The sequence below is a fragment of the Priestia sp. 40 genome (assembly GCF_049368575.1).
Lineage (GTDB): Bacteria > Bacillota > Bacilli > Bacillales > Bacillaceae_H > Priestia > Priestia zanthoxyli.
Genome location: NZ_JBMPZA010000017.1, coordinates 1 through 26,571, shown reverse-complemented (window position 1 = coordinate 26,571; position 26,571 = coordinate 1). Strand labels below are relative to the sequence as shown.

At 38.6% G+C, this 26,571-nt stretch carries 21 protein-coding genes and 1 pseudogene; 18 read left to right on the top strand and 4 right to left on the bottom strand.

What is annotated here, in order from left to right:
• Positions 1–110: 110 nt before the first annotated feature.
• Together ACO1DI_RS19845 and ACO1DI_RS19840 are read left to right on the top strand one after the other, a co-directional pair.
• Complete coding sequence (locus ACO1DI_RS19845) at positions 111–2,864, top strand: CHASE3 domain-containing protein (protein ID WP_423145572.1); 2,754 nt, start codon at positions 111–113, stop codon at positions 2,862–2,864.
• Between the two features lie 18 nt (positions 2,865–2,882).
• Positions 2,883–3,738: pseudogene (locus ACO1DI_RS19840) on the top strand (CheR family methyltransferase).
• 28 nt (positions 3,739–3,766) lie between these two features.
• Here the strand turns inward: ACO1DI_RS19840 and ACO1DI_RS19835 are convergent.
• Positions 3,767–4,909, bottom strand: coding sequence for a SpoIIE family protein phosphatase (locus tag ACO1DI_RS19835; RefSeq protein WP_115653435.1), 1,143 nt, complete (start codon positions 4,907–4,909; stop codon positions 3,767–3,769).
• A gap of 186 nt (positions 4,910–5,095) precedes the next feature.
• Complete coding sequence (locus ACO1DI_RS19830; protein WP_014460836.1) at positions 5,096–5,710, bottom strand: LysE family translocator; 615 nt, start codon at positions 5,708–5,710, stop codon at positions 5,096–5,098.
• A 305-nt stretch (positions 5,711–6,015) separates the two neighbouring features.
• Here ACO1DI_RS19830 and ACO1DI_RS19825 point away from each other — a divergent pair, with 305 nt between their 5' ends.
• The 15 genes from ACO1DI_RS19825 (at position 6,016) to ACO1DI_RS19755 (ending at position 25,154) form a co-directional block, all read left to right on the top strand.
• A complete protein-coding gene (locus ACO1DI_RS19825; RefSeq protein ID WP_014460835.1) occupies positions 6,016–7,389 on the top strand; it encodes an amino acid permease in 1,374 nt (457 codons plus the stop codon).
• A 172-nt stretch (positions 7,390–7,561) separates the two neighbouring features.
• Positions 7,562–8,254, top strand: coding sequence for a Crp/Fnr family transcriptional regulator (locus tag ACO1DI_RS19820; protein ID WP_014460834.1), 693 nt, complete (start codon positions 7,562–7,564; stop codon positions 8,252–8,254).
• Positions 8,255–8,290: 36 nt separating this feature from the next.
• Entirely contained in the window at positions 8,291–9,007 is a 717-nt protein-coding gene (locus ACO1DI_RS19815; protein ID WP_116737154.1) for a YjjG family noncanonical pyrimidine nucleotidase, read from the top strand.
• A gap of 219 nt (positions 9,008–9,226) precedes the next feature.
• Entirely contained in the window at positions 9,227–10,915 is a 1,689-nt protein-coding gene (gene ggt / locus ACO1DI_RS19810) for a gamma-glutamyltransferase (protein ID WP_423145571.1), read from the top strand.
• 586 nt (positions 10,916–11,501) lie between these two features.
• On the top strand, positions 11,502–12,956 hold the full coding sequence (locus ACO1DI_RS19805; RefSeq protein ID WP_014460830.1) for a glycoside hydrolase family 68 protein: 1,455 nt from the start codon (positions 11,502–11,504) through the stop codon (positions 12,954–12,956).
• A 96-nt stretch (positions 12,957–13,052) separates the two neighbouring features.
• The gene (locus ACO1DI_RS19800) at positions 13,053–14,618 is read left to right on the top strand and encodes a glycoside hydrolase family 32 protein (protein WP_423145570.1); all 1,566 of its coding nucleotides are present in this window, start codon (positions 13,053–13,055) and stop codon (positions 14,616–14,618) included.
• A 107-nt stretch (positions 14,619–14,725) separates the two neighbouring features.
• The gene (locus tag ACO1DI_RS19795; RefSeq protein ID WP_013056263.1) at positions 14,726–15,160 is read left to right on the top strand and encodes a ferritin-like domain-containing protein; all 435 of its coding nucleotides are present in this window, start codon (positions 14,726–14,728) and stop codon (positions 15,158–15,160) included.
• Between the two features lie 302 nt (positions 15,161–15,462).
• The gene (locus ACO1DI_RS19790; protein WP_423145569.1) at positions 15,463–16,923 is read left to right on the top strand and encodes an MDR family MFS transporter; all 1,461 of its coding nucleotides are present in this window, start codon (positions 15,463–15,465) and stop codon (positions 16,921–16,923) included.
• Between the two features lie 466 nt (positions 16,924–17,389).
• Positions 17,390–18,580 (top strand): glycine C-acetyltransferase, encoded by a 1,191-nt coding sequence (locus tag ACO1DI_RS19785; protein ID WP_423145568.1) that lies wholly within the window; start codon positions 17,390–17,392, stop codon positions 18,578–18,580.
• Between the two features lie 24 nt (positions 18,581–18,604).
• On the top strand, positions 18,605–19,564 hold the full coding sequence (locus ACO1DI_RS19780) for an L-threonine 3-dehydrogenase (protein WP_014460826.1): 960 nt from the start codon (positions 18,605–18,607) through the stop codon (positions 19,562–19,564).
• Between the two features lie 210 nt (positions 19,565–19,774).
• Positions 19,775–20,239: a hut operon transcriptional regulator HutP gene (gene hutP / locus ACO1DI_RS19775; RefSeq protein WP_115653441.1), complete on the top strand. Its 465-nt coding sequence runs from the start codon at positions 19,775–19,777 to the stop codon at positions 20,237–20,239.
• 355 nt (positions 20,240–20,594) lie between these two features.
• A complete protein-coding gene (locus ACO1DI_RS19770) occupies positions 20,595–21,815 on the top strand; it encodes an MFS transporter (RefSeq protein WP_423145567.1) in 1,221 nt (406 codons plus the stop codon).
• Positions 21,816–22,082: 267 nt separating this feature from the next.
• Positions 22,083–22,748 carry a type 1 glutamine amidotransferase domain-containing protein gene (locus ACO1DI_RS19765; RefSeq protein ID WP_014460823.1) on the top strand — a complete coding sequence of 222 codons (666 nt, stop codon included), beginning with the start codon at positions 22,083–22,085 and terminating at the stop codon, positions 22,746–22,748.
• A gap of 204 nt (positions 22,749–22,952) precedes the next feature.
• Positions 22,953–23,243, top strand: a complete 291-nt coding sequence (locus tag ACO1DI_RS19760) for a putative quinol monooxygenase (RefSeq protein ID WP_423145566.1) — start codon at positions 22,953–22,955, stop codon at positions 23,241–23,243.
• Positions 23,244–23,714: 471 nt separating this feature from the next.
• Positions 23,715–25,154, top strand: coding sequence for an aldehyde dehydrogenase family protein (locus tag ACO1DI_RS19755; protein WP_226555773.1), 1,440 nt, complete (start codon positions 23,715–23,717; stop codon positions 25,152–25,154).
• A gap of 143 nt (positions 25,155–25,297) precedes the next feature.
• Here the strand turns inward: ACO1DI_RS19755 and ACO1DI_RS19750 are convergent, their stop codons facing one another.
• Positions 25,298–25,534 carry a hypothetical protein gene (locus ACO1DI_RS19750; RefSeq protein WP_014460820.1) on the bottom strand — a complete coding sequence of 79 codons (237 nt, stop codon included), beginning with the start codon at positions 25,532–25,534 and terminating at the stop codon, positions 25,298–25,300.
• A 170-nt stretch (positions 25,535–25,704) separates the two neighbouring features.
• Between ACO1DI_RS19750 and ACO1DI_RS19745 the strand changes: the two genes are divergently transcribed.
• Positions 25,705–26,331 carry a LysE family transporter gene (locus tag ACO1DI_RS19745; protein ID WP_014460819.1) on the top strand — a complete coding sequence of 209 codons (627 nt, stop codon included), beginning with the start codon at positions 25,705–25,707 and terminating at the stop codon, positions 26,329–26,331.
• 35 nt (positions 26,332–26,366) lie between these two features.
• Here the strand turns inward: ACO1DI_RS19745 and ACO1DI_RS19740 are convergent.
• Positions 26,367–26,571, bottom strand: a 205-nt coding sequence (locus ACO1DI_RS19740) for a hypothetical protein (protein WP_423145565.1), incomplete at its 5' end; no start/stop codon positions are given.

The window sequence follows — 26,571 nt, the reverse complement described above, 5'->3', positions numbered from 1 at the left end:
AGGAAGATGAAGTGGAGAGTGTATACTGAAAGCGAAATTCCCCGGCAGTAAAAATAAACATGTTTTTCAAATGCTTCTAGAGGAATATCTAGAATGAAAGTAGGAACATTATGGAAAAGAAAATGAGGTTTGGCATCAAATCCAAAATTATTATTGGATATTTAATTGTTATTGTCTGTTTATTTATTGCATTTATTGTTTTAAATAGTCAAATTTCATCTTTGCAAAAAGAGCGAAATTTTATCATTGATCATGATATTGAAGTCCATGATCTGACCAACCGAATTGAAAAGCACCTGCTTGATATGGAAACCGGACAAAGAGGCTATATTATTACAGGAGAAGCGAGTTACTTAGAACCTTATAACAGCGCAGCAACAAGTTGGGAAAAAGATTACAATGCGCTGTATCAGCTTCTAAATAATAATCCAAATCAGCAGGAAAAACTGGAGAAGATTAAAGGAAGTATTCAAGACTGGATTGAAGCTGCTGGTGAACCGACCATTGCATTAAAAAAAGAAAATAATACAAAAGAGCTTCAGCAATTTTTTGAGAAAGATCCTGGGCGCCAGTATATGGACGATATACGCAGTCAGTTTACTTCTTTTAGAAATGTAGAGAAAAAATCGACTGAAACAAGAGCAACAGAGTTAGACGAGAAAAATCAAAAAATAAAAATTGGACTTTATGGCTTGCTGTTATTTGTTACGCTTATCTCACTTGTTATCGCTATTGTTTTGTCTAATTCCATTGTGAATACAATTAAAGAAGTTACGCAAACGATCAAACGAATTACGGCTTCAAAAGGCGAGTTAAAAGGAAGAATTAAAGTTAGGTCTAATGATGAAATTAAAGATTTAGGGCTAGCCACGAACGCGTTGTTAGAAAATATTGAAGAGCGAAACTGGCTTCAAACGAACATTGCTCACGCTGTAACGATGTACCAAGGCATAGCCTCCGTAGACAAGCTTGCGGAAAAATTTCTCTTTACGGTTTCAGAAATGACACAAGCTTCTTTCGGAGCATTTTATGTTCGAGAGGAAAATGATAAAGGAAACTTATTCGTCAAACAAGCTGCTTTTGCAGATAGAAAAGGCGACGCGGGAAGAGAGAGCTTTTTGATAGGCGAAGGGCTCATTGGACAAGCTGCTTTAGAAAAAAGAACCTTTGTCATAAACGATGTACCTGACACGTACCAGCTCATTACTTCAGGATTAGGAGACGTAAAACCTAAGAGTATTTTTATTGTACCCGTCTTGTTTGAAGATGAAGTAATTGCTGTTATCGAGCTTGCATCGCTGCACGAATTTACAGTTTTAGAGCAAGAACTTATTAGTCAAGTGATTGAAACGTTTGGTCTCACTATCAATGGTGTAATCAGACGTATGGAAATTGCTCGTCTATTAAAAGAATCTCAGGCGATGACAGAAGAGCTCCAGGCTCAGTCTGAAGAACTTCAAACACAATCAGAAGAACTGCAAATGCAGTCTGAAGAGCTGCGTATGATTAATGAACAGCTAGAAGAAAGAACAAAAGATGCAGAAGAAAAATCGTTTGAATTAGAGGCTGCAAAAGAAGATTTAGAAGAAAAAGCGCATCAGTTGGAGTTGAATTCACAGTATAAATCTGAATTTCTTGCTAATATGTCGCATGAGCTTCGAACACCGCTTAACAGCATTCTTATTCTGTCTGAAATGCTTGAGGAAAACGCAGCCAAAACGCTATCTGAAGATGAAGAAGAATACGCTCGTATTATTCATTCTTCAGGAAAAGACTTGTTGGCATTAATCAACGATATCTTGGATTTATCAAAAGTAGAGTCTGGAAAACTAGATGTCTTGCTTGCTGAGATGAATATGAGTGAGCTTCCAGATCAAATCGAGCGTAATTTCAGCCACGTTGCTGAACAGAAAAACGTACAATTGAAAATTAATAAAGCACAAGATGTACCGGACATCATTCACACAGATGAAAAGAGATTCCAACAAATTGTGAAAAATCTTTTATCAAATGCATTTAAATTTACGGAATCGGGATCTGTCACAGTATCCATTCAACGAGTAGCTGACCATCGTCTTACAACAGCTATGCGTACAGTTGATACGGATTGCTGGCTAGAAATAGCTGTAGCTGATACAGGGATTGGTATACCAAAAGAAAAGCATCAGCTTATCTTTGAAGCGTTTCAGCAGGCAGATGGAGCTACGGTCCGCAAGTACGGAGGAACGGGACTTGGCTTATCTATTTGCAGTGAGTTTGCAAAATTATTGGGCGGCTGGATTTCTCTAAGCAGTGAAGTAGGAAAAGGAAGTACGTTTACGCTATATCTTCCTAGCCTCTCTAATGGTCTTATTGACTATGAAAAAGTGAATTTTGCATATGAAGAAGTAGCGGTATCTGTAGAAGAAGCTGAACCTGAAGCAGAAATAACTGAAATTGATCATCCTGTACAACCAGTTGAACCTTCATTGCAAGATGATGAAAATGTGTTTCAAGATAAGCGAGTGCTCATCGTAGATGATGACCAGCGCAACATCTTTGCCTTAAAAACTGCGCTAGCTAAACAAGGTATGACCATTATTACGGCTCATAATGGAATAGAATGTCTTGAAATGATGGAGAATAGTGAACCATTTGATCTCATTTTAATGGATATTATGATGCCGCAAATGGACGGATATGAAGCCATGCAGAAAATCAGAGGAGAGCTAAAGCTTGTTGATTTGCCTATTATTGCATTAACCGCTAAAGCGATGAAAAACGATCGTGAAAAATGTTTGGAAGCTGGAGCTTCAGATTATATCAGTAAACCTTTAGATTTAAATCAGCTGTTCTCCGTTATGCGTGTATGGCTAGTAAATTAAGCGGGGTATGAAACATAAATGGATATGAAGCACCTAGATTTAAGTGAAGACTTAGTTATGAATAAAAAAACAGATTTGGAGATCGAATTTACTGCTGACGGCTATTTATCGATTAACAGGATTCGATTTCAGACAGTACGCTAAATCTTCTATCTGTCGCCGAGTCTATAATCGAATGAAAATTGAACGTATTCCAACCGTGTCTCGATTGTTAGAAAAAGCGATTCACGAAGAAGAATTTATGAATCAGCTTTTAAATGATTTTTCGATAAATGTAACAGAGATGTTTCGCGATCCAAGCTTTTTTAAAGCATTTCGCACAAAAGTGATTCCGGTATTAAAGGATTATCCGGAAATTCGCATTTGGCACGCTGGCTGTGCCACGGGTGAAGAGGTATTTTCTATGGCGATTCTTTTAGAAGAAGAAGGGTTAATGGAGAAGGCGGTCATTTACGCAACGGATATGAACGAAGATGTATTAGAAAAAGCAAAACAAGGCGCCTTTTCTTTACGTAAAATGAAGTCATATACAAAAAATTATATTCAAGCCGGTGGAAAGAATGCCTTCTCGGAATATTATCAAACGGATCATCACTATGCATATTTTCATCCGTCTCTGCTAAAAAATATTATCTTTGCTCAGCATAACTTAGTCACGGATCAGTCATTTAATGAATTTCACGTCATCATTTGCCGAAACGTCCTTATTTATTTTACAGCTCAGCTGCAAAATCAAGTGTATAATTTATTTTCAGAAAGCCTGTGTGCAAAAGGATTTCTTGGGCTTGGCGATAAAGAAACGCTTCGCTTTGCTGAAGGAGCAGCTTCTTATATCGAGTTTGCAGGGAACGAGCGCATCTATCAAAAGCAATAAAAAAAGACCTCATTTGTGAGGTCTTTTTTTATTGTGCTTGTGCTTGAATCATAAGCACGCACATGTCATCAGGCTGATTTAACTTTTGTTCTTCTGAAAAAATTTCATTCATAAATGCCTGCGGATTTGTCCATTGTTGTTCAGTAAGTTTTTGAAGACGAAGAGCAGATTCATTTTCGCAAGGGCCCATCGATTCAAGAGCTCCGTCTGTAAATAGCAAAATTTGCACATCGTTCTCAAAGCTGACAACAGATTTCTGAACGTCCATTTCTTCAAAAAATCCTACAGGGCAGCTTCCTCGTTGAAGAGGAACGAGCGTATGTTCATCCACTAACATATAACCTTCTGGGTGCCCGGCATTCACATATTCTACTGTCTTAGCTTCCGTATCGATCACTAAATAAATAGCAGTGAAATAGTAAGGGATTTCATCTTTTTCGCTGTGCAATAATTCCATGTAGCGATTTAGCTCTGTAATAACCTGCTCAGGGTCTACGAGGGACTTGATAGCTTCTCTGAGCACAGACGAAATAAACATACAAACAAGTGAGGCAGAGATGCCGTGCCCCATCATATCAAAAAGAATAATTCCGTACCGGTGCTCGTCAATTTTGTGCCAATAGTACATATCACCCGCTAATTTAAAAGAAGGGTAATATGAAACTTCCATTTGAATATCCTTCTCTCGTAAAGGGGGACTGAGTAAGTTTTGCTGTACGTGCGTAGCTAAATCTAACTCAGTTTGAATTTTCTTTTCATGTTCCGTGTGCCAGTCAATTTCTGCTTTAAGACGTAAGGCTACGCGCATACGAGCCAGCAGTTCCACTTTATTAATCGGCTTTGTGACGTAGTCTGTCCCGCCGGCGTCTAGAGCTTCTACTAACTTGCTGCTGTCTTCTAGGGCTGTGACAAAGATGATTGGAATATGTTTTAAGCGTTCTACCTGTTGAATTCGCCTGCAGGCTTCGATTCCATCAATTTCGGGCATCATAATATCAAGTAAAATCAAATCGACCGAATTCGTTTTTGAGTTCTCATCGTCCAGGTTAAGATAGTCAAAAAGGGCATGGGCAGACGTCAGAGACACACAGTTATCGTAGCCAGCGCCTTTTAAAATTTTTTCAATCACAAATAGATTGACTTGGTTGTCATCTACTAGAAGAATGGTCATACTTTATTTCCCCTTATTATGTTTGAAGACTAATGATTGAGTATGTAGTTTTCAAGCATTTTTTATACTTTTTCTGTTTTTCTATTTATCTATTATACAGAAAACAAAGCGTTTAGGGTATTTTTTAAGATTATTCTTTTCTATTAAAAAAGTCACTTGTCCCCAGAAAAGGAGACAAATGACTTTTTATAGCAACTTGTATAACGCAAATATCCCGAAAGTCAGTACAACCGCTCCCGAAATACGATTTACCCAGATCAAGCTGTTATTCGTAAACTTCGACCGGGCAAGACTAATAGCAAAACTGAGCGAAAGCCACCAGCAGGCCGATCCTAAAAATACGCCTGCAACCATTGTCAACGCAGAAGCAACATCAAATGCTGATTTACTAATGCCTACACCAGAAAACACGCCAATAAAAAATAAGATCGTCATTGGATTCGTAACCGTTAAAAAAAGAACGGATGTATAAGAACGAAGCAAACCTTCTCCTTTAGCAGCAGCAGCGTGCTCTGCAGGCTGAGAACGAAAAGTTTGTACACCTAAATAACATAAAAATAATCCCCCAATCAGCTGAAGCCAAATCTTTTGGGTTAGTAAAAAGGTTGTAATGAACGTTAAGCCAAACGCAGCGATGCATCCATATACAGCGTCTGCTGTAGCTGCTCCCAGCCCGGATACAAATCCGTGTAACCGCCCTTTAGATAACGTTCGATTAATGCATAAAATACCGATGGGACCGACCGGAGCAGCGACGGAAAACCCAATCACTAACCCCTTGAGAAAATAAAATAAGTTCATCTTTTATGTTGCTCCTAAGAAGTTTTTCTTTAGTATAGTACAAAAGCAATCATGAATGAAGGAAATTTTGATAAAGTTTTTAACGCATGTATTTAGTCTGGTCGGGTACACCATAATAGGGTGATAGAAAAAAACATCATTAGTGAATTTGTTTTAATCATTAAAAAGTTCAAAAAGTAAACTATTTTACAAAGAAAATTAAATGTAGTAAAATAGTTTACTGTTACATACATAGAAAGATCTACCATTAAAAAATAGACTATAAAAAGTATTATTAGTAACAAGATGAAGAGAGGTTAGTCATCATGAGTAATCTGTTTGCAAAAAAAGACATTAACAAGCTGTTAGATGAAAATGCAGCAAAAGAATCAACTAAAACGTTAGGTTTATTCGATGTTATTTTGATGGGAGTAGGAGCAACTATTGGGACAGGAGTTCTGGTTATAGCAGGGCTAGTTGCCGCCAGGGATGCAGGACCCTCGGTGTCCATTTCCTTTGTTATTTCTGCAATAGCCTGTATTCTTGTTGCACTGTGCTATGCAGAATTTGGTTCAGCTGTTCCAAGTTCGGGAGGCGCATATACATACGTATATGTTTCACTAGGGAAATTTGTAGCGCATTTAATAGGATGGTCCATCGTAGGCTGCTATACGGTGTCTTTAGCGTCTGTAGCAGGCGGATGGTCATCTTATGTGAATAATGTGCTTACTGAGTTTGGTATTAGACTTCCTGAATCGTTAACCGCCATACCGAGCGACGGAGGTATCATTAACCTTCCGGCAGTATTTATTGTGCTGTGCATGTCGTTTTTATTAACGAGAGGGGTAAAAGAAAGTAAAAAAATAAATAACTTAATGGTTTTAATTAAAATAGGCATTGTTCTTTTATTTGTAGCCGTCGGCGTCTTTTTTATTAATACAAATAACTGGCATCCATTTACTCCTTTTGGTGTGAAAGGAATCTTTGCAGGCGCCGCTTCTGTCTTTTTCGCTTATAACGGATTTGATGCTATTTCTACGTCGGCAGAAGAAGTGAAAAATCCGCAAAGAAACTTGCCGCTAGGTATTTTGATTGCACTAAGTGTTTGTGCAGTCATTTATGTAGTCATTGCGTTAGTATTAACAGGGATGGTTTCTTACAAAGAGCTAAACGTAGGCGATGCGTTGTCATATGCACTCAATAGTGTTGGGCAAGAATGGGCAGCTCTTATTTTGTCTATAGGAGCCGTTATTGGTATTATGGCCGTCGTGTTTGCTTATTTGTTTGTTGTGCCTCGCGTACTGATGTCAATGAGTCATGATGGATTATTGCCGTCCCTTTTTGCGAAAGTAAACCGAAAGAACAGTGAACCTGTCATATCGACATGGCTTGTCGGGGCGTTAGGGGCGATTGTAGCTGGTTTTATTGATTTAAAACAGCTGGCGGATTTAGCAAATATGCTGGCGATTGTTACGTTTGCTGCCGTTTCATTCTCGATTTTGGCTCTTCGAAGAAGTCAGCCTAACCTAAAGCGAGGTTTCAAAGTACCTTTTGTACCGTTTATTCCAATTCTCGCTATTCTTTGCTGTATCTTTCTTATGTTTAACTTATCAGCGAAAACGTGGATGTATTCAATCGGCTGGATGCTGATTGGTGTCTTTGTTTATGTTGGTTACGGCAGAAATAAAAAGAGCGTTTAACAAAAAAGACTCTAAGCGAACGTGCTAGAGTCTTTTTTATTTATATATTTTTCTTAAAAGTAATCTATGAACATAACGTAAAAATTAAAATTTCATTTGGGACATATGTCCTTTTTATTGTAGGAAGTGTTATTGTTTAATAAAAAGAAACCGTTATGTTGGAGAGGGAAGCATGAGAGAAATTACGAGTCAAAAACAGCTGCTGGAGTATATAACTACTTATAAATTAGAGTCGGTTTTCAAGGGAAAGTTACTACCGCATTTGTCACTGTATGATGTCGAGGCAGGAGAACGTCTTTGTTCTCAAGGAGACGCGTCTCACTGTTTGTACATATTGGTGAAAGGTAAGGTTAAAGTTTATACCATATCGCCCGAAGGCAAGACGCTTGTTCTTTCCTTTAAACAGCCCCTTGAAGTAATAGGCGATATTGAGTATGTACAAGATGTTGATATTATGAATACGGTTGAAGCCGTTTCAGCTTTAGTTGTGATAGGTATACCATACAAACGATTAAAACAGCATGCGAGCGATGATCCACAGCTGCTGACGTTTTTACTGGAAATGCTCACAAAAAAGTTTTGCGCAAAATCGAACTCGCTAAGCTTTAATTTAATGTACCCAGTTGAAGTGCGGCTGGCTAGCTACTTGCTCTCTATTTTTTGTGAAGAATCACATTTGGTTATGAATCAAAAAACAGAAAGCCTAAAAGATATAGCTAATTTAATCGGAACGACTTACCGGCATTTAAATCGTGTTCTTCAGAAATTTGTAGCGCAAGGAGTTATTGAAAAAAAGAAAGGTTCCATTATTCTTAAAGATAAAGAAAAACTGAGCTGTCTAGCAAACGACAATATATACGAATAGAAAAAGCAATAGATTAGTTGAAGGGGAGAGAGAAGAATGAAAACATACCGAACGCTGCTATTTGACATTGATAATACGCTTTTAGATTTTAATGCAGCCGAAGAGCAGGCTTTACAGCTTCTTTTTGCTAACCACGATATTCCGCTGACTGAGGAAAGTAAAAAACGTTATAGTTTGATAAACCATGGGTTATGGACAGCTTTTGAAGAAAATAAAATAAGCCGTGAGCAAGTTGTAAATACTCGCTTTTCTACTCTATGTAAAGAATATGGAATAGAGAAAGACGGAAAGCTGCTTGAAGCAGAGTACCGAACGTATTTGAACAATGGCCATCAGCTAATTGACGGAGCAATTGAGGTAATTAAAAACCTTAGCTGTCACTATGAGTTATATGTTGTTACAAATGGCGTATCGGCTACGCAATATAAGCGCCTTCAGGACTCAGGTCTATATCCTTATTTTAAAGAAGTATTTGTTTCAGAAGATACGGGCTTTCAAAAACCTATGAAGGAATATTTTGATTATGTTTTTTCACGTATAAAAGAGCTATCCGTACATGAAACATTAATTGTTGGAGATTCTTTGAGTGCAGATATTCAAGGCGGGCAGCTGGCGGGTATTGATACGTGCTGGTTTAATCCTCAGGAAAAAAAGAATGATACAAATTGGAATTCAACCTATGAAATAGGAAGGCTTCAAGAGCTTTATGCCCTGCTGAACGTAAATAATGAAATAGCTTCGGTACAAGTGTAAAAGTGTATAAACGTTAGAAAACGCAAAAAGTGCTAACCTTTTCTTTAAACAAAAAGGGTTGGCGCTTTTTCTATTTTATGGATTTCAAAGGTTTAAAATACGCTAGGGATATCGGTCTAGGTAAAGTAATCCATACAAATTTAAACAGTTTTATCCCAAAAGCAATAGGGTATTTTACCAATATCCCAGATAAAGTAAGTAACTAGGAGGTCGTAAAAGATGATTAATGGAAAAAGTTTATCTCGTTCAGGAAAGAGTTCATATAGAAGAGAAACAGCGGTTGGAAAAACAGGAATGGTAGCCAGTGCTCATCCAATTGCAACAGACGCCGGAGAACAGGTGCTAAGAGCTGGCGGCAACGCAATTGATGCAGCAATTGCCGTTCAGTTTGGGCTCAACGTCGGAGAACCGATGATGACCGGTATTGGAGGCAGCGGCTTTTTTATGGTGTACCACAATGAAAGCAAAACAACTAAAATTTTTGACGGGCATTCTCAGGCTCCTAAAGCAGCTTATCCTGAAATGTTCCTTGATGAAAATAAAGAAGTTATTCCGTTTAGAAAGCGTTCTACTCATGCAACGGCAATTGGGATTCCGGGGATTTTAAAGGCGATGGAAGCAGCTCGTAAAGAGTATGGAACAAAACCCCTTGCAGAATTGATTGAACCGGCTGCCAAAGCAGCAGAAGCAGGTGTGGAAACAAACTGGGTTCTTGGAGATATTTTAAAAACATATGCCTACCGACTAGGAGAACATGCTAAGCAGCTATATTCTCCAAACGGCAAGCCGATACAAGAAGGAGATATGATTAATAAAAAAGATCTTGCTAAAACATTTCGCATTCTTCAAAAAAAAGGCATCGAATCTTTTTATGAAGGTGAAATTGCAGAAGCCATTATTTCAACGATCAAAGAGCACGGCGGTTTTATGGAACTGTCGGATTTGAAAGAATACCAGATTAAGATCGATGAGCCCGTGTGGGGAGATTATAAAGGATACCGAATTGCTTCTTCCAACATGCCTAGTGCAGGAGGAACTACCGTGCTGCAAATTTTAAAGCTATTAGAGAACTTTGATGTATCTCAATATGACGTAAAATCGTGGGAAAAGTATTATTTGTTTGCAGAAGCTATGCGTATTGCCTTTTCAGATAAAATTGCATTCTCTGGGGATCCAGCCTATAGTGACATTCCATTAAAAGGGCTTTTAAATAAAGAATATATAAAGAAACGTCAAAAATTAATTAATTGGAAACATAAAAATGAAAAAGTTGATTTCGGCAATCCGTGGGATTATGAGAAAGGTCAAAAAGTGAACGTTGTGCGTCAGCCTTATGAACCTGAACGTGAGCTTAGTGAAACAACTCACTTCACGGTAGTTGACCGCTGGGGGAATATTGTCGCTTGTACATCAACTGTGGAACATCCTTTTGGTACAGGAATTATGGTTAAAGACCACGGATTTTTACTCAACAACGAGCTTACTGATTTCGATGCTATTCCCGGAGGGTTAAATCAAGCCGATGCAGGAAAGCGTCCGGTTAGCTGTAAAAGTCCAACGATTGTTTTTAAAGACAGTGAACCCGTACTCACTCTAGGGTCTCCAGGTGGACCAACCATTGTAGGATCTGTGTTTCAAACGCTTATTAATGTTTTAGACTATGGAATGAATATAAAAGAAGCAATTGAAGAGCCAAGAATTTTTAATAGTACAGGATCACTTATCGGTTGGGAAGCCGGAGTGGATATGAATGCCAAAGGAGAACTAGAAGCCATGGGATTTAATTTTGGAGATGAGCCGTTCCCAATCGGAAACGTTCAAGGTATTCAAATTGATAAAGAAAACGGCCGTTTATTTGGAGCAGCTGATTCCAGCCGTGAAGGAAAAGCGACTGGCTTAGACTCTTAATAGTTAAAAAATGCATTGTACGCTCTCCCCTTTGTAAAAAGGGAGAGCGTATAATGCATTAAAAAAGATAAAAATGAGTAGGTAAAAAGAAGGAAAATTTTTTTCTGAAAACATACTTTAGACCTTTATTATTATCAGCCTAATCTTCAGAAAGGAAAAAGAATAGAACGTTTTCATGTCCGGCTAATAAAAAAGGTACTAATTTTTCAAGAGATTGAGGAAAACGAAATGGTCGGAAAGTATAAAAAACGGAATAGCGTTTTCAATGCTGGGAAGATAAAGCGTTTAATCATGTAGAAAGTATAAAACGCAACGTCTGGAAATCGTGGTTTGAAATGTAAAAAAAGCCGTACACCTTTGTTGGAAAAACGGTTACATAAAAAAGGCCCTTACACGTAAACTTTGGTCCTAGTTACAGCTCAATGAAAAAGATGAAAATGAGAAATAGCTACATTTGGCATGTTTGACTTTCGTCATTTATCCAAGTAATCTTTTGGTTGAACGGAACCGGTTCTGTTTTCGAATTTTTAATAGCTAATTGAATTAATAAATTTATATTCTTTACTAACACAAAAGGAGAAAACATATGAAAATGAAACGAGTTGCTAAGCATACAACTGCTGCTACATTGGCTGCAGCCCTACTAGTAGGCGGGGGATATCAAACATTTGCTAAAGGAAATGACAGCAAAGACTTTAATAATAGCTACGGAATTTCCCATATTACTCGCGATAATATGGTGAAAATTCCACAGCAGCAAAATAGTGATCAGTTTAAAGTTCCTGCTTTTGATGAATCAACTATTAAAAACATTGCTTCTGCTAAGGGAAAAGATGCTTCGGGAAATACAATTGACTTAGATGTATGGGACAGCTGGCCATTACAAAATGCTGACGGAACAGTGGCGACTTATCATGGATATCAAATTGTGTTTGCCTTAGCAGGTGATCCAAAAGATTCTAATGACACGTCTGTTTATATTTTTTATAAAAAAGCTGGAGACAAATCTATTGACAGCTGGAAAAACGCTGGAAGAGTGTTTAAAGACAGCGATAAATTCGTACCGAATGACCCGCATCTTAAAAATCAAACACAAGAATGGTCTGGTTCTGCCACGTTAACAAAAGATGGTAAAGTTCGTTTATTCTACACTGATTATTCAGGTAAACAATACGGAAAACAAACGTTAACGACAGCTCAAGTAAACATGTCACAGCCAAACGATAATACGTTAAAAGTTGATGGAGTAGAAGATTACAAGTCAATCTTTGACGGTGACGGAAAGATTTATCAAACGGTTCAGCAGTTTATTGATGAAGGCGGTTATGACACAGGGGATAACCATACGCTAAGAGATCCTCATTACATAGAAGACAACGGACATAAGTACCTTGTTTTCGAAGCTAACACTGGAACAGAAGATGGCTATCAAGGCGAAGACTCTCTATATAACAGAGCATACTACGGAGGAAACAATCCTTTCTTCCAATCTGAAAAGAAAAAGCTTCTTGAAGGATCTAATAAAGAAAAAGCTTCTTTAGCAAACGGAGCTTTGGGCATTATTGAGCTAAATGATGACTATACGCTTAAAAAAGTAATGAAGCCGCTTATTACATCAAACACAGTTACAGACGAAATTGAACGTGCAAACATTTTCAAAAAAGATGGAAAATGGTACTTGTTCACTGATTCTCGCGGATCTAAAATGACGATTGATGGAATCGGACAAGATGATGTGTATATGCTAGGCTATGTTTCAAATACGTTAACAGGAAAATATAAGCCTTTAAATGATACGGGATTAGTTCTTCATATGGATTTAGATCCTAATGATAAAACATTTACGTATTCTCACTTTGCTGTACCTCAAACAAAAGGCGATAATGTCGTTATTACAAGCTACATGACAAATAGAGGCTTTTATGAAGACAACCACTCTACATTTGCACCAAGCTTCTTAGTAAATATTGACGGTTCAAAAACATCTGTTGTAAAAGATAGCGTTCTTGAGCAAGGCCAGTTAACAGTGGATGAAGACTAAGCGCTTTGCAATAGCAACAAAAGAAAATGGTGATTACAATCACCATTTTCTTTTGTTTTATTGGATGTAGACAAAAAAGAGAAAGGCGGGGTTTGTTTGAAGAAAAAAGGTGCTTATAAATGGATAACGCTTGCCGTTCTTTTAGTTATAATAGCCGGACTCATTATAGCAGGCGTATCCAAAAAAGAGGATACAAAAGATCAAGGAAAAGAAAAAGGGAATAAAAGTGAATCCACTTATCGCCCGGTGTATCACTTTAGCGCGCCTGATAAATGGAAAAATGATCCTCAAAAGCCTATTTATTTTGACGGGGAGTATCATTACTATTACTTATACAATCATGATTACCCTAAAGGGAACGGGACGGAATGGCGACATGCAACGTCTAAAGATTTGGTTCACTGGAAAGATGAAGGAGTAGCTATTCCAAAGTATACAAATAAAAATGGCGATATATGGTCCGGATCCGTTGTAGAAGATAAAGAGAATACAGCAGGCTTTGGTAAAGGCGCAATTGTAGCGATTATGACCCAGCCTTCTGCTGATGGACAAAAGCAAGAACAGTATCTATGGTATAGTACCGATAGAGGAAAAACCTTTAAATCATATAGCAAAAATCCTATCATGCCTAATCCAGGCACCAAAGATTTTAGAGATCCCAAAGTCATATGGGATAATGAACATGACAAGTGGGTTCTCGTCATGTCAGAAGGTGAAAAAATCGGATTTTATGAATCTTCTAATCTAAAGGATTGGACGTATACGGGAGGATTTGTAACTAAAGATATTGGCATTACCGAATGTCCAGATCTTTTTCAAATGAAGGCAGATGACGGGACAGTTAAGTGGGTTCTCGGGACAAGTGCAAATGGAAAAGAAAGCGGAAAGCCAAACACCTATGCTTATTGGACAGGAAATTACGATGGAACAACATTCACTCCCGATATGGAGGAGCCGCAATGGCTCGATCATGGCTTTGATTGGTACGGAGCAGTCACGTTTGAAGACGGTAAAAATAAAGGTTCCTTAGAAAAACGCTACGCTTTTGCATGGATGAACAACTGGGATTATCCGGATAAGACGCCAACGATGAAAGAAGGGTTTAACGGCTTCGATTCAGTAACCCGTGAAATTACGCTTTCAAAACAAGACGACGATCAGTACAGCCTGTTATCAAAGCCTGTCGAAGAATTAAATCAGCTAACTGATTCAACAAACTCTCTTGAACAAGTAGAAGTAAACGGAGAGAAAAAGTTAAAGATAAAAGGTGAAGCTTATCAGCTTGATACAGATATTTCATGGTCAGATGCAGAAAATGTAGGCTTACGACTTCGAGAGTCCGCAGATCAAAAGCGGCACATTGATGTGGGCATTTTTGCAGAAGATAACGTCTCATATGTGAACAGAAGCTATAGCAATCAGCCTGATCACAGCAAAAAGTATGTGGAAAGCCGTGATTACTTTGATGCAGGCAAGAAAAATGTTCATTTGAAGATATTGGTAGATAAAACAAGCATTGAAGTCTTTGTTGATGATGGGAAAACCGTGCATTCTAGCGAGGTTTTTCCGCGATACAACGACCAAGGAATTACGCTTTTTTCTCAAGGAGGAACGTCTCTCTTTAAAAATATAGAAATCAAACATCTTCGCTCCATTCAGTAATTTCCTTACTTTTAAAAAGCAGGAGCAGAATATCGCCTTATTGTGGTTTAGGACTAGGCAGAAAGGGTACATGTCTACTAACAGCAAATGAAAGGGTGTTTATTCAAATGGAAGAGAAAATGAGACAGCTAATAGAGGGACTTAATACCGATTTAGCGGGTGAATATTCGGCGGTTATTCAGTACACTTACTATGCGTCTACAGTAACCGGCCTAGAATATCAAATTTTAAAACCTTTCTTTGAAGGAGAAATTCCTGACGAGCAAGGACACGCCCTTTATTTATCAGAAAAAATCAAAAACCTTGGCGGTGAGCCGACAACAAAGCCGGCTGAGGTGAAGCACGTTTCAAACGTGACGGAAATGCTTAAAGAAGCGAGCAAGGCTGAAAAAGAAACTATCCAGCGCTACGAAGAGCGTAAAAAACAAGCAGAAGAGTTAGGGTTAACAGAGCTTGTTGTCAAACTTGAGGATATGATTGCAGATGAAACAAATCATATGGAAGAAATGGAACGTTTATTAAAAGACCCCCGATTAAGTTGATTATACAAAATACGTAAAAGCATCCCGTACCAGGTGTTACGGGGTGCTTTTTTGTAATTGAAAAAGGAAATTAAACATCATGTACGCATGTTTCTATTAATGAGAGGAAAGTCATATTTTTGAAATTATCTATCGCTTTGAAAAAATTTATAGTAAAATAATTATTTGGCTGCATATGGCAGCAACTATATGCGGGGCATCACATACATATAAAGGCTAAAAGGGTATCCGTATATTGAAACCGCTTTTATCTTCTTCAAGAAAAAAACACGGTATGCCCGCAGTTGTAAGGAGAGAAAAAAATGAGGAAACGAATCATGACAGCGCTGCTGCTTGTCACTGTTTTAGCTGCAATGGAAGGAACCATTGTCAGTACGGCTGTTCCAAGAATTACAAGTGATTTGTTGGGCATTGAGCTAGTTAGCTGGGTATATGCCATTTATATGCTGACAACCGCTGTATCTACACCTATATACGGAAAGTTAGCAGATTTATTCGGCCGCAAAAAAGTTATGCTTGTGGGAATTATTATTTTCTTAATCGGATCGATACTTTGCGGACTTAGCTTTTCGATGCAGCAATTAATTGTCTATAGAGCAATCCAAGGTCTTGGCGCCGGGGTCGTTATGCCGCTTACAATGATTATTATTGGCGACTTGTATGAAGAAGCAAAAGAAAGAGCCAAAGCGCAAGGATGGATTAGCGCAGTTTGGGGAGTTGCTGGAGTTCTCGGTCCTCTTCTTGGGGGATTTTTAGTCGATACGCTGTCTTGGCGCTATATTTTCTTTTTAAATATACCGTTTGGACTAATGGCTTTTTTTGTTCTTTTAGTAAACTATAAAGAAGAAGTGGTAAAAGAAAAACGCTATATCGATTACATTGGAGCGGTGACGTTTTCAGTGGGAACCATTGCGTTTTTATACGCGCTTTTAACCGGAAGTCAGCATCAAAACTGGGGAGATCCAACCATTATAGGATTATTTGTTCTAGCTGTTCTGACATTCATTGGCTTTATTTATATCGAAAAGAAATCGCCCGAACCGCTTATCCCGCTTGAACTGTTTTCCATTCGAAGTGTATCTGTTATAAACTTATTAACACTTCTTGTTGGATCAGTAGTTATCAGTATTACGGTCTACCTTCCAATTTGGAGTCAAGGGGTGCTGGGGAAAAGTGCAACTGCTGCAGGTTTTGTACTAATGCCTATGCCAGTATGCTGGACGATTGGTTCACTGCTTTCAGGGAATTTAGTGGGGCGTCTTAAAACGCACTCCATTCTTACGCTGGGCACGGGAATCGTAAGTACAGCATGTTTTATGCTGTTTTTAGTCTCCACCCACTCACCCGTATTTTTAATTTATGTAGCCGTTGGGGTCCTTGGGTTAGGAATGGGTATTATTACGCCTATTTTTATGCTAGTTATTCAATCAGCGGTTCCAGCTAGCAAAAGAGGAGTAGCAGTGGCTCTTAATACGTTTACAAATACATTTAGTCAAACGCTAGGTTCCGCAGTGTTTGGTACAATTTTTAACTTAGTGACGCTTTCACAAGCAAAGAAATTAGGGCAAGAAAATTTGAATGCTTCGTTTGAGACAGGCGGGGTACCACCAGAAGAACTGTCAAAGCTGCATGAAATTCTTGCATCAGGTGTTCACATTATTTACAGCGGAACGTTTTTAGCAGCCTTACTAAGCTTTGTTGTTTCATGCTTGCTAGTAAAAACGAGACATGAAAAAATAAAGAATGTATCTGTACAAAAGTAACGGAAGAGACTGTTATAAAAGTATTTTAATTGAAGGACAATCCGAACGAGTCTGATTGATTAAGGACCAAACTCGTTCGGATTTTTTTATTGGTAGGTGAATGTAGGTGCTTTTAGCTGTCGAATTAGTTATGTATCAGTCTCTTTTTTAAAAGAATTATCAAAGAGAGAAAAGAAAAAAGATATTGTCTAATAACGTTCGGGAAAAATCGTTAACAGAAGGACGGATTTTTATTATTGCCGAAAATTTCTTATTTTTTGTTTTTTTAGTATGGACATTTACTTGGTTGTTGATTATTATAAATTCTATAAGTATTGAATTTTAAGCGCTTTCAAAAGAAACATTTGTCTTTCTCAGGAATACACTTGAATTTTAACTCATATACTGTAAGTGCTTAGATTAATCTTTTAATGGGGAAAAGGGAAATTTATAAGACGTGTTGAACAACAATGAGGAGGTATGGAAGATGACAAGTAGAGGTTTAAAAGAATTCTTGAATAATAATTTAGAAGATTTAAAAGATAAAGGGCTGTACAACGTTATCAATCCGGTAGAGGGATCAAACGGGCCTGTTATTCAAATTGAGGGGAAACAACTAATTAATTTATCTTCCAACAACTATTTGGGGCTTGCTACAGATGAAAGGCTTATTAGTGCGTGCAACAAAGCGACTGAAAAATATGGAGTGGGGGCTGGAGCTGTCCGGACGATTAATGGAACTCTAGATATTCATATTGAGCTAGAGGAAAAGCTTGCCGAGTTTAAGCATACGGAAGCAGCTATAGCTTACCAATCTGGCTTTAACTGCAATATGGCAGCTATCTCTGCGGTTATGGATAAACATGACGCGATTTTATCAGATGAGCTGAATCACGCTTCAATTATTGACGGATGCCGATTGTCAAAAGCAAAAATTATTCCTTACAAGCATTCGGATATGGAAGATCTTCGTGCAAAAGCAGGCGAAGCACAAAAGTCCGGTGCCTATAATAAAATAATGGTAATTACCGACGGTGTATTCTCAATGGATGGAGACATTGCTAAGCTTCCGGAAATTGTAGAAATCGCAGAGGAATTTGATTTAATCACATACGTAGATGATGCTCACGGGTCGGGCGTATTAGGTAACGGTATGGGCACAGTCAAACATTTTGGCTTATCTGAAAAAGTAGACTTCCAGATTGGAACATTGTCAAAAGCGATTGGAGCTGTAGGCGGATACGTAGCCGGAAAAAAAGACTTAATTGACTGGTTAAAAGTAAGAAGCCGTCCGTTTTTGTTCTCGACTGCTATTACACCAGGCACGGCTGCTGCATGTATTAAAGCGATTGAAATCTTAAGCACAAGTACAGAGCTGCAGGATCAAATGTGGGAAAACAGCCGTTATTTAAAGCAAGGATTAAAAGAGCTGGGCTTTGATACCGGTGCAAGTGAAACACCTATTACTCCGTGCATTATAGGAGACGAAAATCAAACGCAGATTTTTAGTGAGAGATTAATAGAAGAAGGGGTATACGCTAAATCAATTGTTTTCCCTACCGTTCCAAGAGGAACAGGACGCGTTCGCAATATGCCAACGGCTGCTCATACAAAAGAAATGTTAGATGAAGCACTTCGTATCTACAAAAAAGTAGGCAAGGAAATGAAATTAATCTAAACAGTACATGAGGAGGATATTGAGATGAAAAAAGTATTAATAACGGGGTCTCTAGGACAAATCGGTTCTGAATTAACAATGAAAATGAGAAAGATGTACGGTTCAGAGAATATTATTGCCACTGATATTCGTAAGACGACGAGCGATGTTGTGACTTCAGGTCCATTCGAGATTTTAGACGTAACAGATCAGACTGCGTTATTTACAATTGCCCAAAAGCATAAAGTCGATACCATTATTCACTTGGCTGCGCTGTTATCAGCGACAGCCGAGCAAAAGCCGCTTCTGGCGTGGAATCTAAATATGGGCGGATTAGTAAACGCGCTGGAAGTAGCGCGCGAGCTTCAGTGCCAATTTTTTACTCCAAGTTCAATTGGCGCGTTTGGTCCAACGACTCCAAAAGACTGGACGCCGCAGGATACAATTCAACGTCCTACCACGATGTATGGTGTTAATAAAGTAGCGGGTGAATTACTTTGCGATTACTACCACCATAAATTCGGAGTAGATACACGAGGGCTACGTTTTCCAGGCTTAATTTCATACGTAACGCCTCCAGGTGGAGGTACGACGGACTACGCTGTTGAAATCTACTATGAAGCCGTTAAGCACAAGCGCTATACATCTTATATTGACAAAGGCACCTATATGGATATGATGTATATGCCCGATGCATTAAATGCCGTTATCCAACTAATGGAAGCAGACGGTTCTAAGCTGAAGCACCGAAATTCATTTAACGTTTCTGCCATGAGCTTTGATCCAGAACAAATGGCGACTGAAATCAGAAAAACGATTCCTGAATTTGTGCTGAATTACCAAGTAGATCCTGTTCGACAAGCAATTGCTGAAAGCTGGCCTAACCATATAGATTCCAGCTGTGCGGTAGAAGAGTGGGGGTTTAAAGCAGAATATAACCTAGAAAAAATGACGAGAGAGATGCTGGGAAAGTTAAAAGTTGAATCACAGCTTGTCTTAACGTAAGTAGAGAAAAATGATTTCTTTCTTGAAAACAAAGTAAGCGCTTACTAAAAGGTGGGGTACTTGTTTATGCAAGTTCTCCTTCGTAACAGTGGTGGAGAGTACACATAGATTCTCTGCCTCTTTAAGTGAGCGCTCGTTCGTTGAATAATCAACACCCTTTCAGGTACCATCTGTTAAAATAATAAGGGGATAGAAGGGAGGGAATGACAGTTGAGCAATAAATTTCAACAAGTCAATGATTTTTCAATGGGAAGATTAACATCTTTACTCGTTCTTTTACATAATACGGAACTAGCTGAAGGTATTGAAAAGGAAATAAGAGAGAGAGGATATAGCTATACAGTTGGAAAAGTCGGAGCGATGGAGCTGTCTAAAGTTGTGGCAGCAATTGAAACGAGTGCCAAGACAAACAAAATTATTAATGCCCAGTCGTACCGGGAAGTCCACGCTCTTTATCATGCTATACTTGAAGCCATTCAAGGAGTTAGTCGAGGAACGCTTCAGCTGGGTGATATTTTACGAACGGTAGGACTCACATTTTCAATCGTGCGCGGAAAAATTGAGTTCTCAGGAACGAACGACGAATGGATTAGCGTTTGTGTGTATGGAACGATAGGTGCGCCGAAAAAAGGCTTTGAACATGATACGTTAGGTTTTGGTTTTAACCACATTTGAAAAAATAATGAACGAAATAGTATGTATGTAAAAAGTGAAAGATGTACATAGCTGCTTTAAAGAAGATGTTTTTCTTATTGAAAGGTTCTGTGCGGCGTGTTAACATAAGGATTAATATAATAACTGCCTTTAAGACGGTCCAGAGAGGCCGAAAAGGACGGATAACCTGTTTACTGCTTCTATGCCTATCTGTGCCCTTTTGCCCTCTGCGACAAAAGGGCTTTTATGCGTTACGTACCTCTTTTAAACGAAGTCCAGAGAGGCTTCAAAAGAGAATGGACATATGTTATTTATCCATTCCTTCAAAAAAGAAAGAGCGTTGATACAGAAAGAATACAGTGGAGGGTGGAACAACATGAATTATCGTAACAAGACAGTTGTAGCATCAGTAGCAGGTTTGACGTTAGAAGGGATGGACATTATGTTTATCTCGTTTGCTATGTCAATGATTATTGCTGAATTTCACATTGGTTTAGCAACAGGCGGACTTATTTCTTCTATTACAAATATAGGAATGCTCATAGGCGGCGTAATCTTCGGAATTTTAGCAGACAAATTTGGAAGAGTGCGGGTTTTTACCTACACGGTTCTTCTATTTGCAGTCGGAACGGCATTAACAGGTTTTGCAGCAAATGTTGAACAAGTGTATGCCTCACGATTTATTGCCGGAATTGGGGCTGGAGGAGAGTACGGAATTGGTATGGCTCTTGTAGCAGAAGCGTGGCCGAAACATAAGCAAGGAAGAGCTTCATCTTATGTTAGTATTGGCGCACAATTTGGAGTTATTCTTGCGGCGCTTTTAAGTTCTCTGATCCTGCCGGTTTTCGGATGGAGAGCGCTGTTCTTTGTCGGAATCATCCCCGTCATTTTTGCTTTTATCGTACGAAAAAATTTAAACGAATCTCCTGAGTGGCTAAAAGCTCAAAAAGAGAAAACAGCCGTTGTTAAAAATAATGGCAAGCTTCGTCAATTATTTGCTACGTCTAGAACGGCGATGACGACTATTTCGCTGGCAGTGATGGCTACAGTTCAAATTGCAGGCTATAACGGACTCATGATATGGCTTCCGTCTATGCTTCAGCAATCACAAGGCCTCTCTGTTTCAAGTTCAGCTCTTTGGACAATCAGTACAGCCGTTGGAATGATTATAGGCATGCTAACATTTGGTCAATTTATGGATCGTTTTGGTTCGAAACGTACTTTTGGAATCTTTCTTCTCGCTTCAGCTTGTGCGGTATTTTTATACTCGTATGCCGAAGGAAGTGCAGGGCTGCTTATAGGAGGAGCTGTAGTCGGATTTTTCTCAAACGGAATGTTCGCAGGATACGGAGCCTTGATCAGCAGTCACTATTCAGTAGAGGTTCGCAGTACTGCAACGAACACCATTTTTAACTTCGGGCGAGCGCTCGGAGGGTTGTCACCCATCTTTGTCGGTTATCTTTTGCAAAACTATGATATGACGGTAGCGATGACGTACTTGGCGGGGCTGTACTGTATTTCGTTTGTTTTTATGGTAAGTCTTAAAAAAACGGGAGAAAAGAAAGTGAAACAAATGAACGCTCAATCTGCTCTTTAAAATAAAAGATAAATTCTATGCTTTTCTGGAAAAAAACCGCGCTTACTCAAAAGGGCGGTTTTTTTGAGTGCATAAAAAATAAGTTCAGGTGTTATATGATTGTTTCTTTTACAGATGCTTTATTAACAAAGGCGTCCACAGTATCTATAAAAATATTTATGTATAAGCAGATATTTTCTAATTTGTATTATAGCAATTCCTCTCTTACAATATGGTGTGTAAGGCGGAAACAGAAAATACTATCTTTATTTACAGGAGGACGTTACTATGTCTAAACATATATTAATGGTCGTAACAACGGCTGACAAAATGAAAGAAAATCATTCAACAGGCCTTTGGCTTTCAGAATTTGGTGAAGCGTACGTAGAGTTCGAAAAAGCTGGATTTACTATTACTGTAGCAAGTCCTCTAGGAGGAAAAGCGCCGGTGGATGCTCGCAGCCTTGAAGGAGAGACTTCTCAAGAAATCTTAAATACAGCTAAGCATCTAGAGAATACCCTAAAACTTGATGCAATTACAGATAGTGCTAAATTCGATGCTGTTTTCTTACCAGGCGGTCACGGCACAATGTTTGATCTGCCAGATAATCAAACGCTCCACGCTTTAATTCGTGAACTATACGAAGGAGACAAAGTAGTAGCCGCTGTATGCCACGGACCCGCAGGTTTAGTAGGTGTTACATTATCAGATGAAAAGCCGTTGGTTGAAGGAAAAGATGTTGCTGCGTTTACAGATGATGAAGAACGTGAAACAACATTGGATCGCTTCATGCCGTTTCTTTTGGAAACACGTCTGCGTGAACTTGGTGCAAATGTAGTAACTGCTCCAAACTGGACAGATAATGTACAAGCAGATGGCAACCTAATAACAGGTCAAAATCCTCAGTCAACAATCAGCGTAGCAAAAGCAGTCGTGAAACAATTATTGAAATAAGATGTAAAAAAGCCTGTAGGCTATAAGCCTACAGGCTTTTTTATCAACAGCATCAAGAAAGACTGCTGTTGATAACATGGATGTTTTGCTGTCTTGGACTAGAGAAATCAATCATCATACAAAAAATATGATGGTCAGTGTAATAAATACAAAAAGAGGGAAGCTTTTTATGGGAAATATTTTTTAAAGAAATGAGGAAAAACGATGTCAGAAATTATTATTAACGCCATTTTGAAAGCCAAGCCAGGAAAAGAAGAAGAGCTTCGATCAGAGTTAGTAAAAGTTATTGAACCATCAAGAGGAGAAAAAGGATGTATTCAATACACTCTCCACCAGGATACAGACAAAGCAGGTACATTTGTTTTTTATGAGAAATGGAAAAGCAAAGAAGATATTGAAGCTCACATTGAAACACCTCACTATCAACAATACAGACAGCAAACAGAACCGTTAATTGAAAGCAGAGTGGTACATTGTTTGCAAGAAGTACGTTAATACAAAAGAGGGGAAAACAAAAGTGTTTTAGTTAAAGGAAGGTCCGAACGAGTTTGATTCTTGATGAAGAATCAAACTCGTTCGGATTTTTTTGATGTAGGTTTCATTTAGTGAGACCATGCAGGAGCGTAAGCGATGAGGGGGCTCATCGACACCCTTGGAAAGCGAAGGCTTGCACGAAAATCAACAGTGGTATAACAAATAATCCACTACCTTATCCCATTTGTTCATCTTTAAATTGGTTTGATTTCGTTAGGACTCAATCTCTGTTTGTTATAAAAAACTAAAAAGCTGCAGAGGAAAAAAATTCAGCTGCCAAAAGCCGATTGGAAAAGGGATAAGGCAGTGAAAGAAACAAAAAATAATAGAAGCGGTGTTTGAGAAGCAGACAGGCGGGTAGATAAAAACTAGATGACATAGTTCAACAATTAACAAACTAAAAGTAACAAACTAAAAGGAGAGATCAAATCAATGCGTACAAACTTAAAACACTTTATTAACGGAGAATGGGTTGGATCAACAGGAAACGAAACGTCAGATGTGATCAATCCTGCTACTGAAAAATCAATTGGTAAAATTAGCTTAGGTACAAAAGAAGATCTAGATAAAGCCGTGGCAGCAGCTAAAGCAGCTCTTCCCACATTTTCAAAAACAACAAAAGAAGAGCGAATCAAAATGCTTCGCAATATTGCAAAAGGATATGAAAAGCGTAAACAGGAACTTATCGAAGTTATGACTGAAGAGCTTGGCGCTCCTTTAAAGATTTCAGAAGAAGTTCACTATGAAATGGGACTTAGCCACTTTAAAGAAGCAGCTAATGCACTTGAAGATTACACATTTGAAGAAGATCATGGAAGCTACAAGGTCGTGAAAGAGTCTATTGGAGTAAGCGGACTTATTACACCATGGAACTTCCCAACAAATCAGACGTCTACTAAAATTGCAGGAGCTATCGCAGCAGGAAGCCCGATGGTATTAAAACCATCAGAACTTACACCGTATGCAGCGATGATATTAGCAGAGATCATTGATGAAGCTGGCGTACCAAAAGGTGCCTTTAACCTTGTAAACGGAACGGGAAGCACAATCGGTGACGGTATTAGTTCTCACCCGGACATTGATTTTGTATCATTCACAGGATCAGGTGCTGTAGGCGAGAAAATTATGCAAAACGCGGCTAAAACAATCAAAAAAGTAGCGCTTGAGCTAGGCGGGAAATCACCGCTAGTTGTATTAGAGGATGCGGATGTAGAAGAAGCGGCTAAAATAGCAGTTTCACACATTGCAATGAATACTGGGCAAGTATGTACGGCAGCAACACGTATTATCATTCCTGCCTCTATGAAGGAAAAATTTGAAGAAGCAGTGAAGAAGGTTCTGCCATCATTCCCAGTTGGTGATCCGTTAGATAAAGACAACGTAACTGGACCGCTCGTAGCGGAAAAACAGTGGGATCGCGTACAGGATTATATTAAAAAAGGAATGGACGAAGGTGCAAAACTTCTTACTGGCGGAACGGGCAAACCAGACGGCTTAGAGACAGGATATTTTGTTAAACCGACAGTCTTTACTGACGTTTCAAATGATATGGTTATTGCACAAGAAGAAATCTTTGGACCTGTAACAGCTATTATTACGTATGATGATCTAGAGCAAGCTCTTGAAATTGCAAATGATACAATTTATGGACTTGCAGGCTATGCGGTCGGAAAAGACCAAGAAACACTTGATTATGTTGCTAAAAATATTAGAGCTGGTCAAATCATCGTCAACGATGCCGAGCAAGACAGAGCTGCGCCATTCGGCGGATTCAAACAATCTGGTATTGGACGCGAGTGGGGAGCATTTGGCATTGAAGAATATCTAGAGCCAAAAGCGATCATGGGCGTTAAAGTTCCGGCAAAAGTATAATTAATGTAAAAAAAGAAAGGAGTTTTTCTCCTTTCTTTTTTTTAGGATAAAGGATTAAAAGCTCTAAGAACACAGTGTGTTCTTAGAGCTTTTTCAGATTTGTTTATCTGAAAGTGAGAAAACAGTTATGTTTATTACTCTTATTAAAAATTTTGCTGAATAGCCTGCTGCGCTTCGCGTAAATGTCTTAAGTGCTCTTCCATTCGTCTTAATTCTTTATCACCAGACGCCGCTTCTTTTTGTTCATTAATTTGCTGCTGAACGATATTCAAATGCATTTGAGCATTTTGAAAATTAGCTCCATTCAAATTCATCTGTCCTTGATAAACAGCCTGCTCAGCTAATTGTAGTGCCTCTTTAATATGAGTGTATGAATTCATGCCTCTCATCCTTCTGTATAGTATTTACAGTTAACATGCGCTGCTTTTTCGTCGCTATACAAAAGGATTTAGAAATAAAATAAAAATTACGTAGTACAAGCTAAGCAGGCTGCATACATTTATCATAGTTCAATTTATAAAACCTCAGAAGCAGGGAGGGAGGGATACATGTGGGAGCTTTTTTTAGCTATGTATTATTAGGGCTATCGTTAGCCGCGCCAATCGGTCCCATCAACGCCGCTCAGCTTGATAAAGGAATCAAAAATGGCTTTTTACATGCTTGGTTCTTAGGGATAGGAGCAACATCGGTTGACGCTCTTTATATGCTTGTAGTTTATTTCGGGTCCGTTCATTTTTTAAGCAGCGATTTTATGAAAACGTTTCTTTTTTCGTTTGGATGCTTCGTATTAATTTATACCGGTATTGAAGGGGTAATGAGCGCAGGGAAAATTACACAGCATAGAAACGCAAAAGGAGATTCGGTCGTAAAGTGTTTTTTTTCAGGTTTTTTACTTTCATTAACAAACCCGCTTACTATTCTTTTTTGGCTCGGTATTTATGGCTCTGTTTTAGCCAAAACAGCTAATACATACGAAACAGAACAGCTTATTTTATACAGCTGTGCTATTTTTACAGGGATTTTATGCTGGGATATTGCTATGGCAGCTTTAGCAAGCACTTTTCGAAGGTATTTAGCAGCGACGTTTTTGACCGCTGTTTCCGTTATATCCGGCCTTTCTCTAATAGGATTTGGTATATATTTCGGCTGGCAAGCTGTACAGCAATTCATTATTTAAAAGAGGAGAAAGCAGAACTGAATTTAAAGCGTTTTCTATCTGCTGAAAAATAGTAGAAAGGTGCCTCTTTTTACGCATAAATTTTTCAAACTATCACACACTACATCGAAGTGTAGGCTTAGTATTGAAGCGGCGCACGAAAAACGCGAAAGCGTTTCACGATAAATGCGAAAACGCAGTCCCTCAGCTTCGTAAGTAGGGTTAATATCGGCTTCAATAACTGAACCAAGTACAGGCACA

What these genes read in the sequence shown, in the direction of transcription:
- ACO1DI_RS19795 (WP_013056263.1), top strand. Translation starts at nt 14,726, where the DNA reads ATGGAAGAGAAAATGAGACAGCTAATAGAGGGACTTAATACCGATTTA.
- ACO1DI_RS19765 (WP_014460823.1), top strand. Translation starts at nt 22,083, where the DNA reads ATGTCTAAACATATATTAATGGTCGTAACAACGGCTGACAAAATGAAA.
- ACO1DI_RS19750 (WP_014460820.1), bottom strand. Translation starts at nt 25,534, where the DNA reads ATGAATTCATACACTCATATTAAAGAGGCACTACAATTAGCTGAGCAG.
- ACO1DI_RS19825 (WP_014460835.1), top strand. Translation starts at nt 6,016, where the DNA reads ATGAGTAATCTGTTTGCAAAAAAAGACATTAACAAGCTGTTAGATGAA.
- ACO1DI_RS19835 (WP_115653435.1), bottom strand. Translation starts at nt 4,909, where the DNA reads ATGACCATTCTTCTAGTAGATGACAACCAAGTCAATCTATTTGTGATT.
- ACO1DI_RS19780 (WP_014460826.1), top strand. Translation starts at nt 18,605, where the DNA reads ATGAAAAAAGTATTAATAACGGGGTCTCTAGGACAAATCGGTTCTGAA.
- ACO1DI_RS19845 (WP_423145572.1), top strand. Translation starts at nt 111, where the DNA reads ATGGAAAAGAAAATGAGGTTTGGCATCAAATCCAAAATTATTATTGGA.
- ACO1DI_RS19830 (WP_014460836.1), bottom strand. Translation starts at nt 5,710, where the DNA reads ATGAACTTATTTTATTTTCTCAAGGGGTTAGTGATTGGGTTTTCCGTC.
- ggt (WP_423145571.1), top strand. Translation starts at nt 9,227, where the DNA reads ATGATTAATGGAAAAAGTTTATCTCGTTCAGGAAAGAGTTCATATAGA.
- ACO1DI_RS19820 (WP_014460834.1), top strand. Translation starts at nt 7,562, where the DNA reads ATGAGAGAAATTACGAGTCAAAAACAGCTGCTGGAGTATATAACTACT.
- ACO1DI_RS19815 (WP_116737154.1), top strand. Translation starts at nt 8,291, where the DNA reads ATGAAAACATACCGAACGCTGCTATTTGACATTGATAATACGCTTTTA.
- ACO1DI_RS19770 (WP_423145567.1), top strand. Translation starts at nt 20,595, where the DNA reads ATGAATTATCGTAACAAGACAGTTGTAGCATCAGTAGCAGGTTTGACG.
- ACO1DI_RS19785 (WP_423145568.1), top strand. Translation starts at nt 17,390, where the DNA reads ATGACAAGTAGAGGTTTAAAAGAATTCTTGAATAATAATTTAGAAGAT.
- ACO1DI_RS19805 (WP_014460830.1), top strand. Translation starts at nt 11,502, where the DNA reads ATGAAAATGAAACGAGTTGCTAAGCATACAACTGCTGCTACATTGGCT.
- ACO1DI_RS19760 (WP_423145566.1), top strand. Translation starts at nt 22,953, where the DNA reads ATGTCAGAAATTATTATTAACGCCATTTTGAAAGCCAAGCCAGGAAAA.
- ACO1DI_RS19755 (WP_226555773.1), top strand. Translation starts at nt 23,715, where the DNA reads ATGCGTACAAACTTAAAACACTTTATTAACGGAGAATGGGTTGGATCA.
- ACO1DI_RS19790 (WP_423145569.1), top strand. Translation starts at nt 15,463, where the DNA reads ATGAGGAAACGAATCATGACAGCGCTGCTGCTTGTCACTGTTTTAGCT.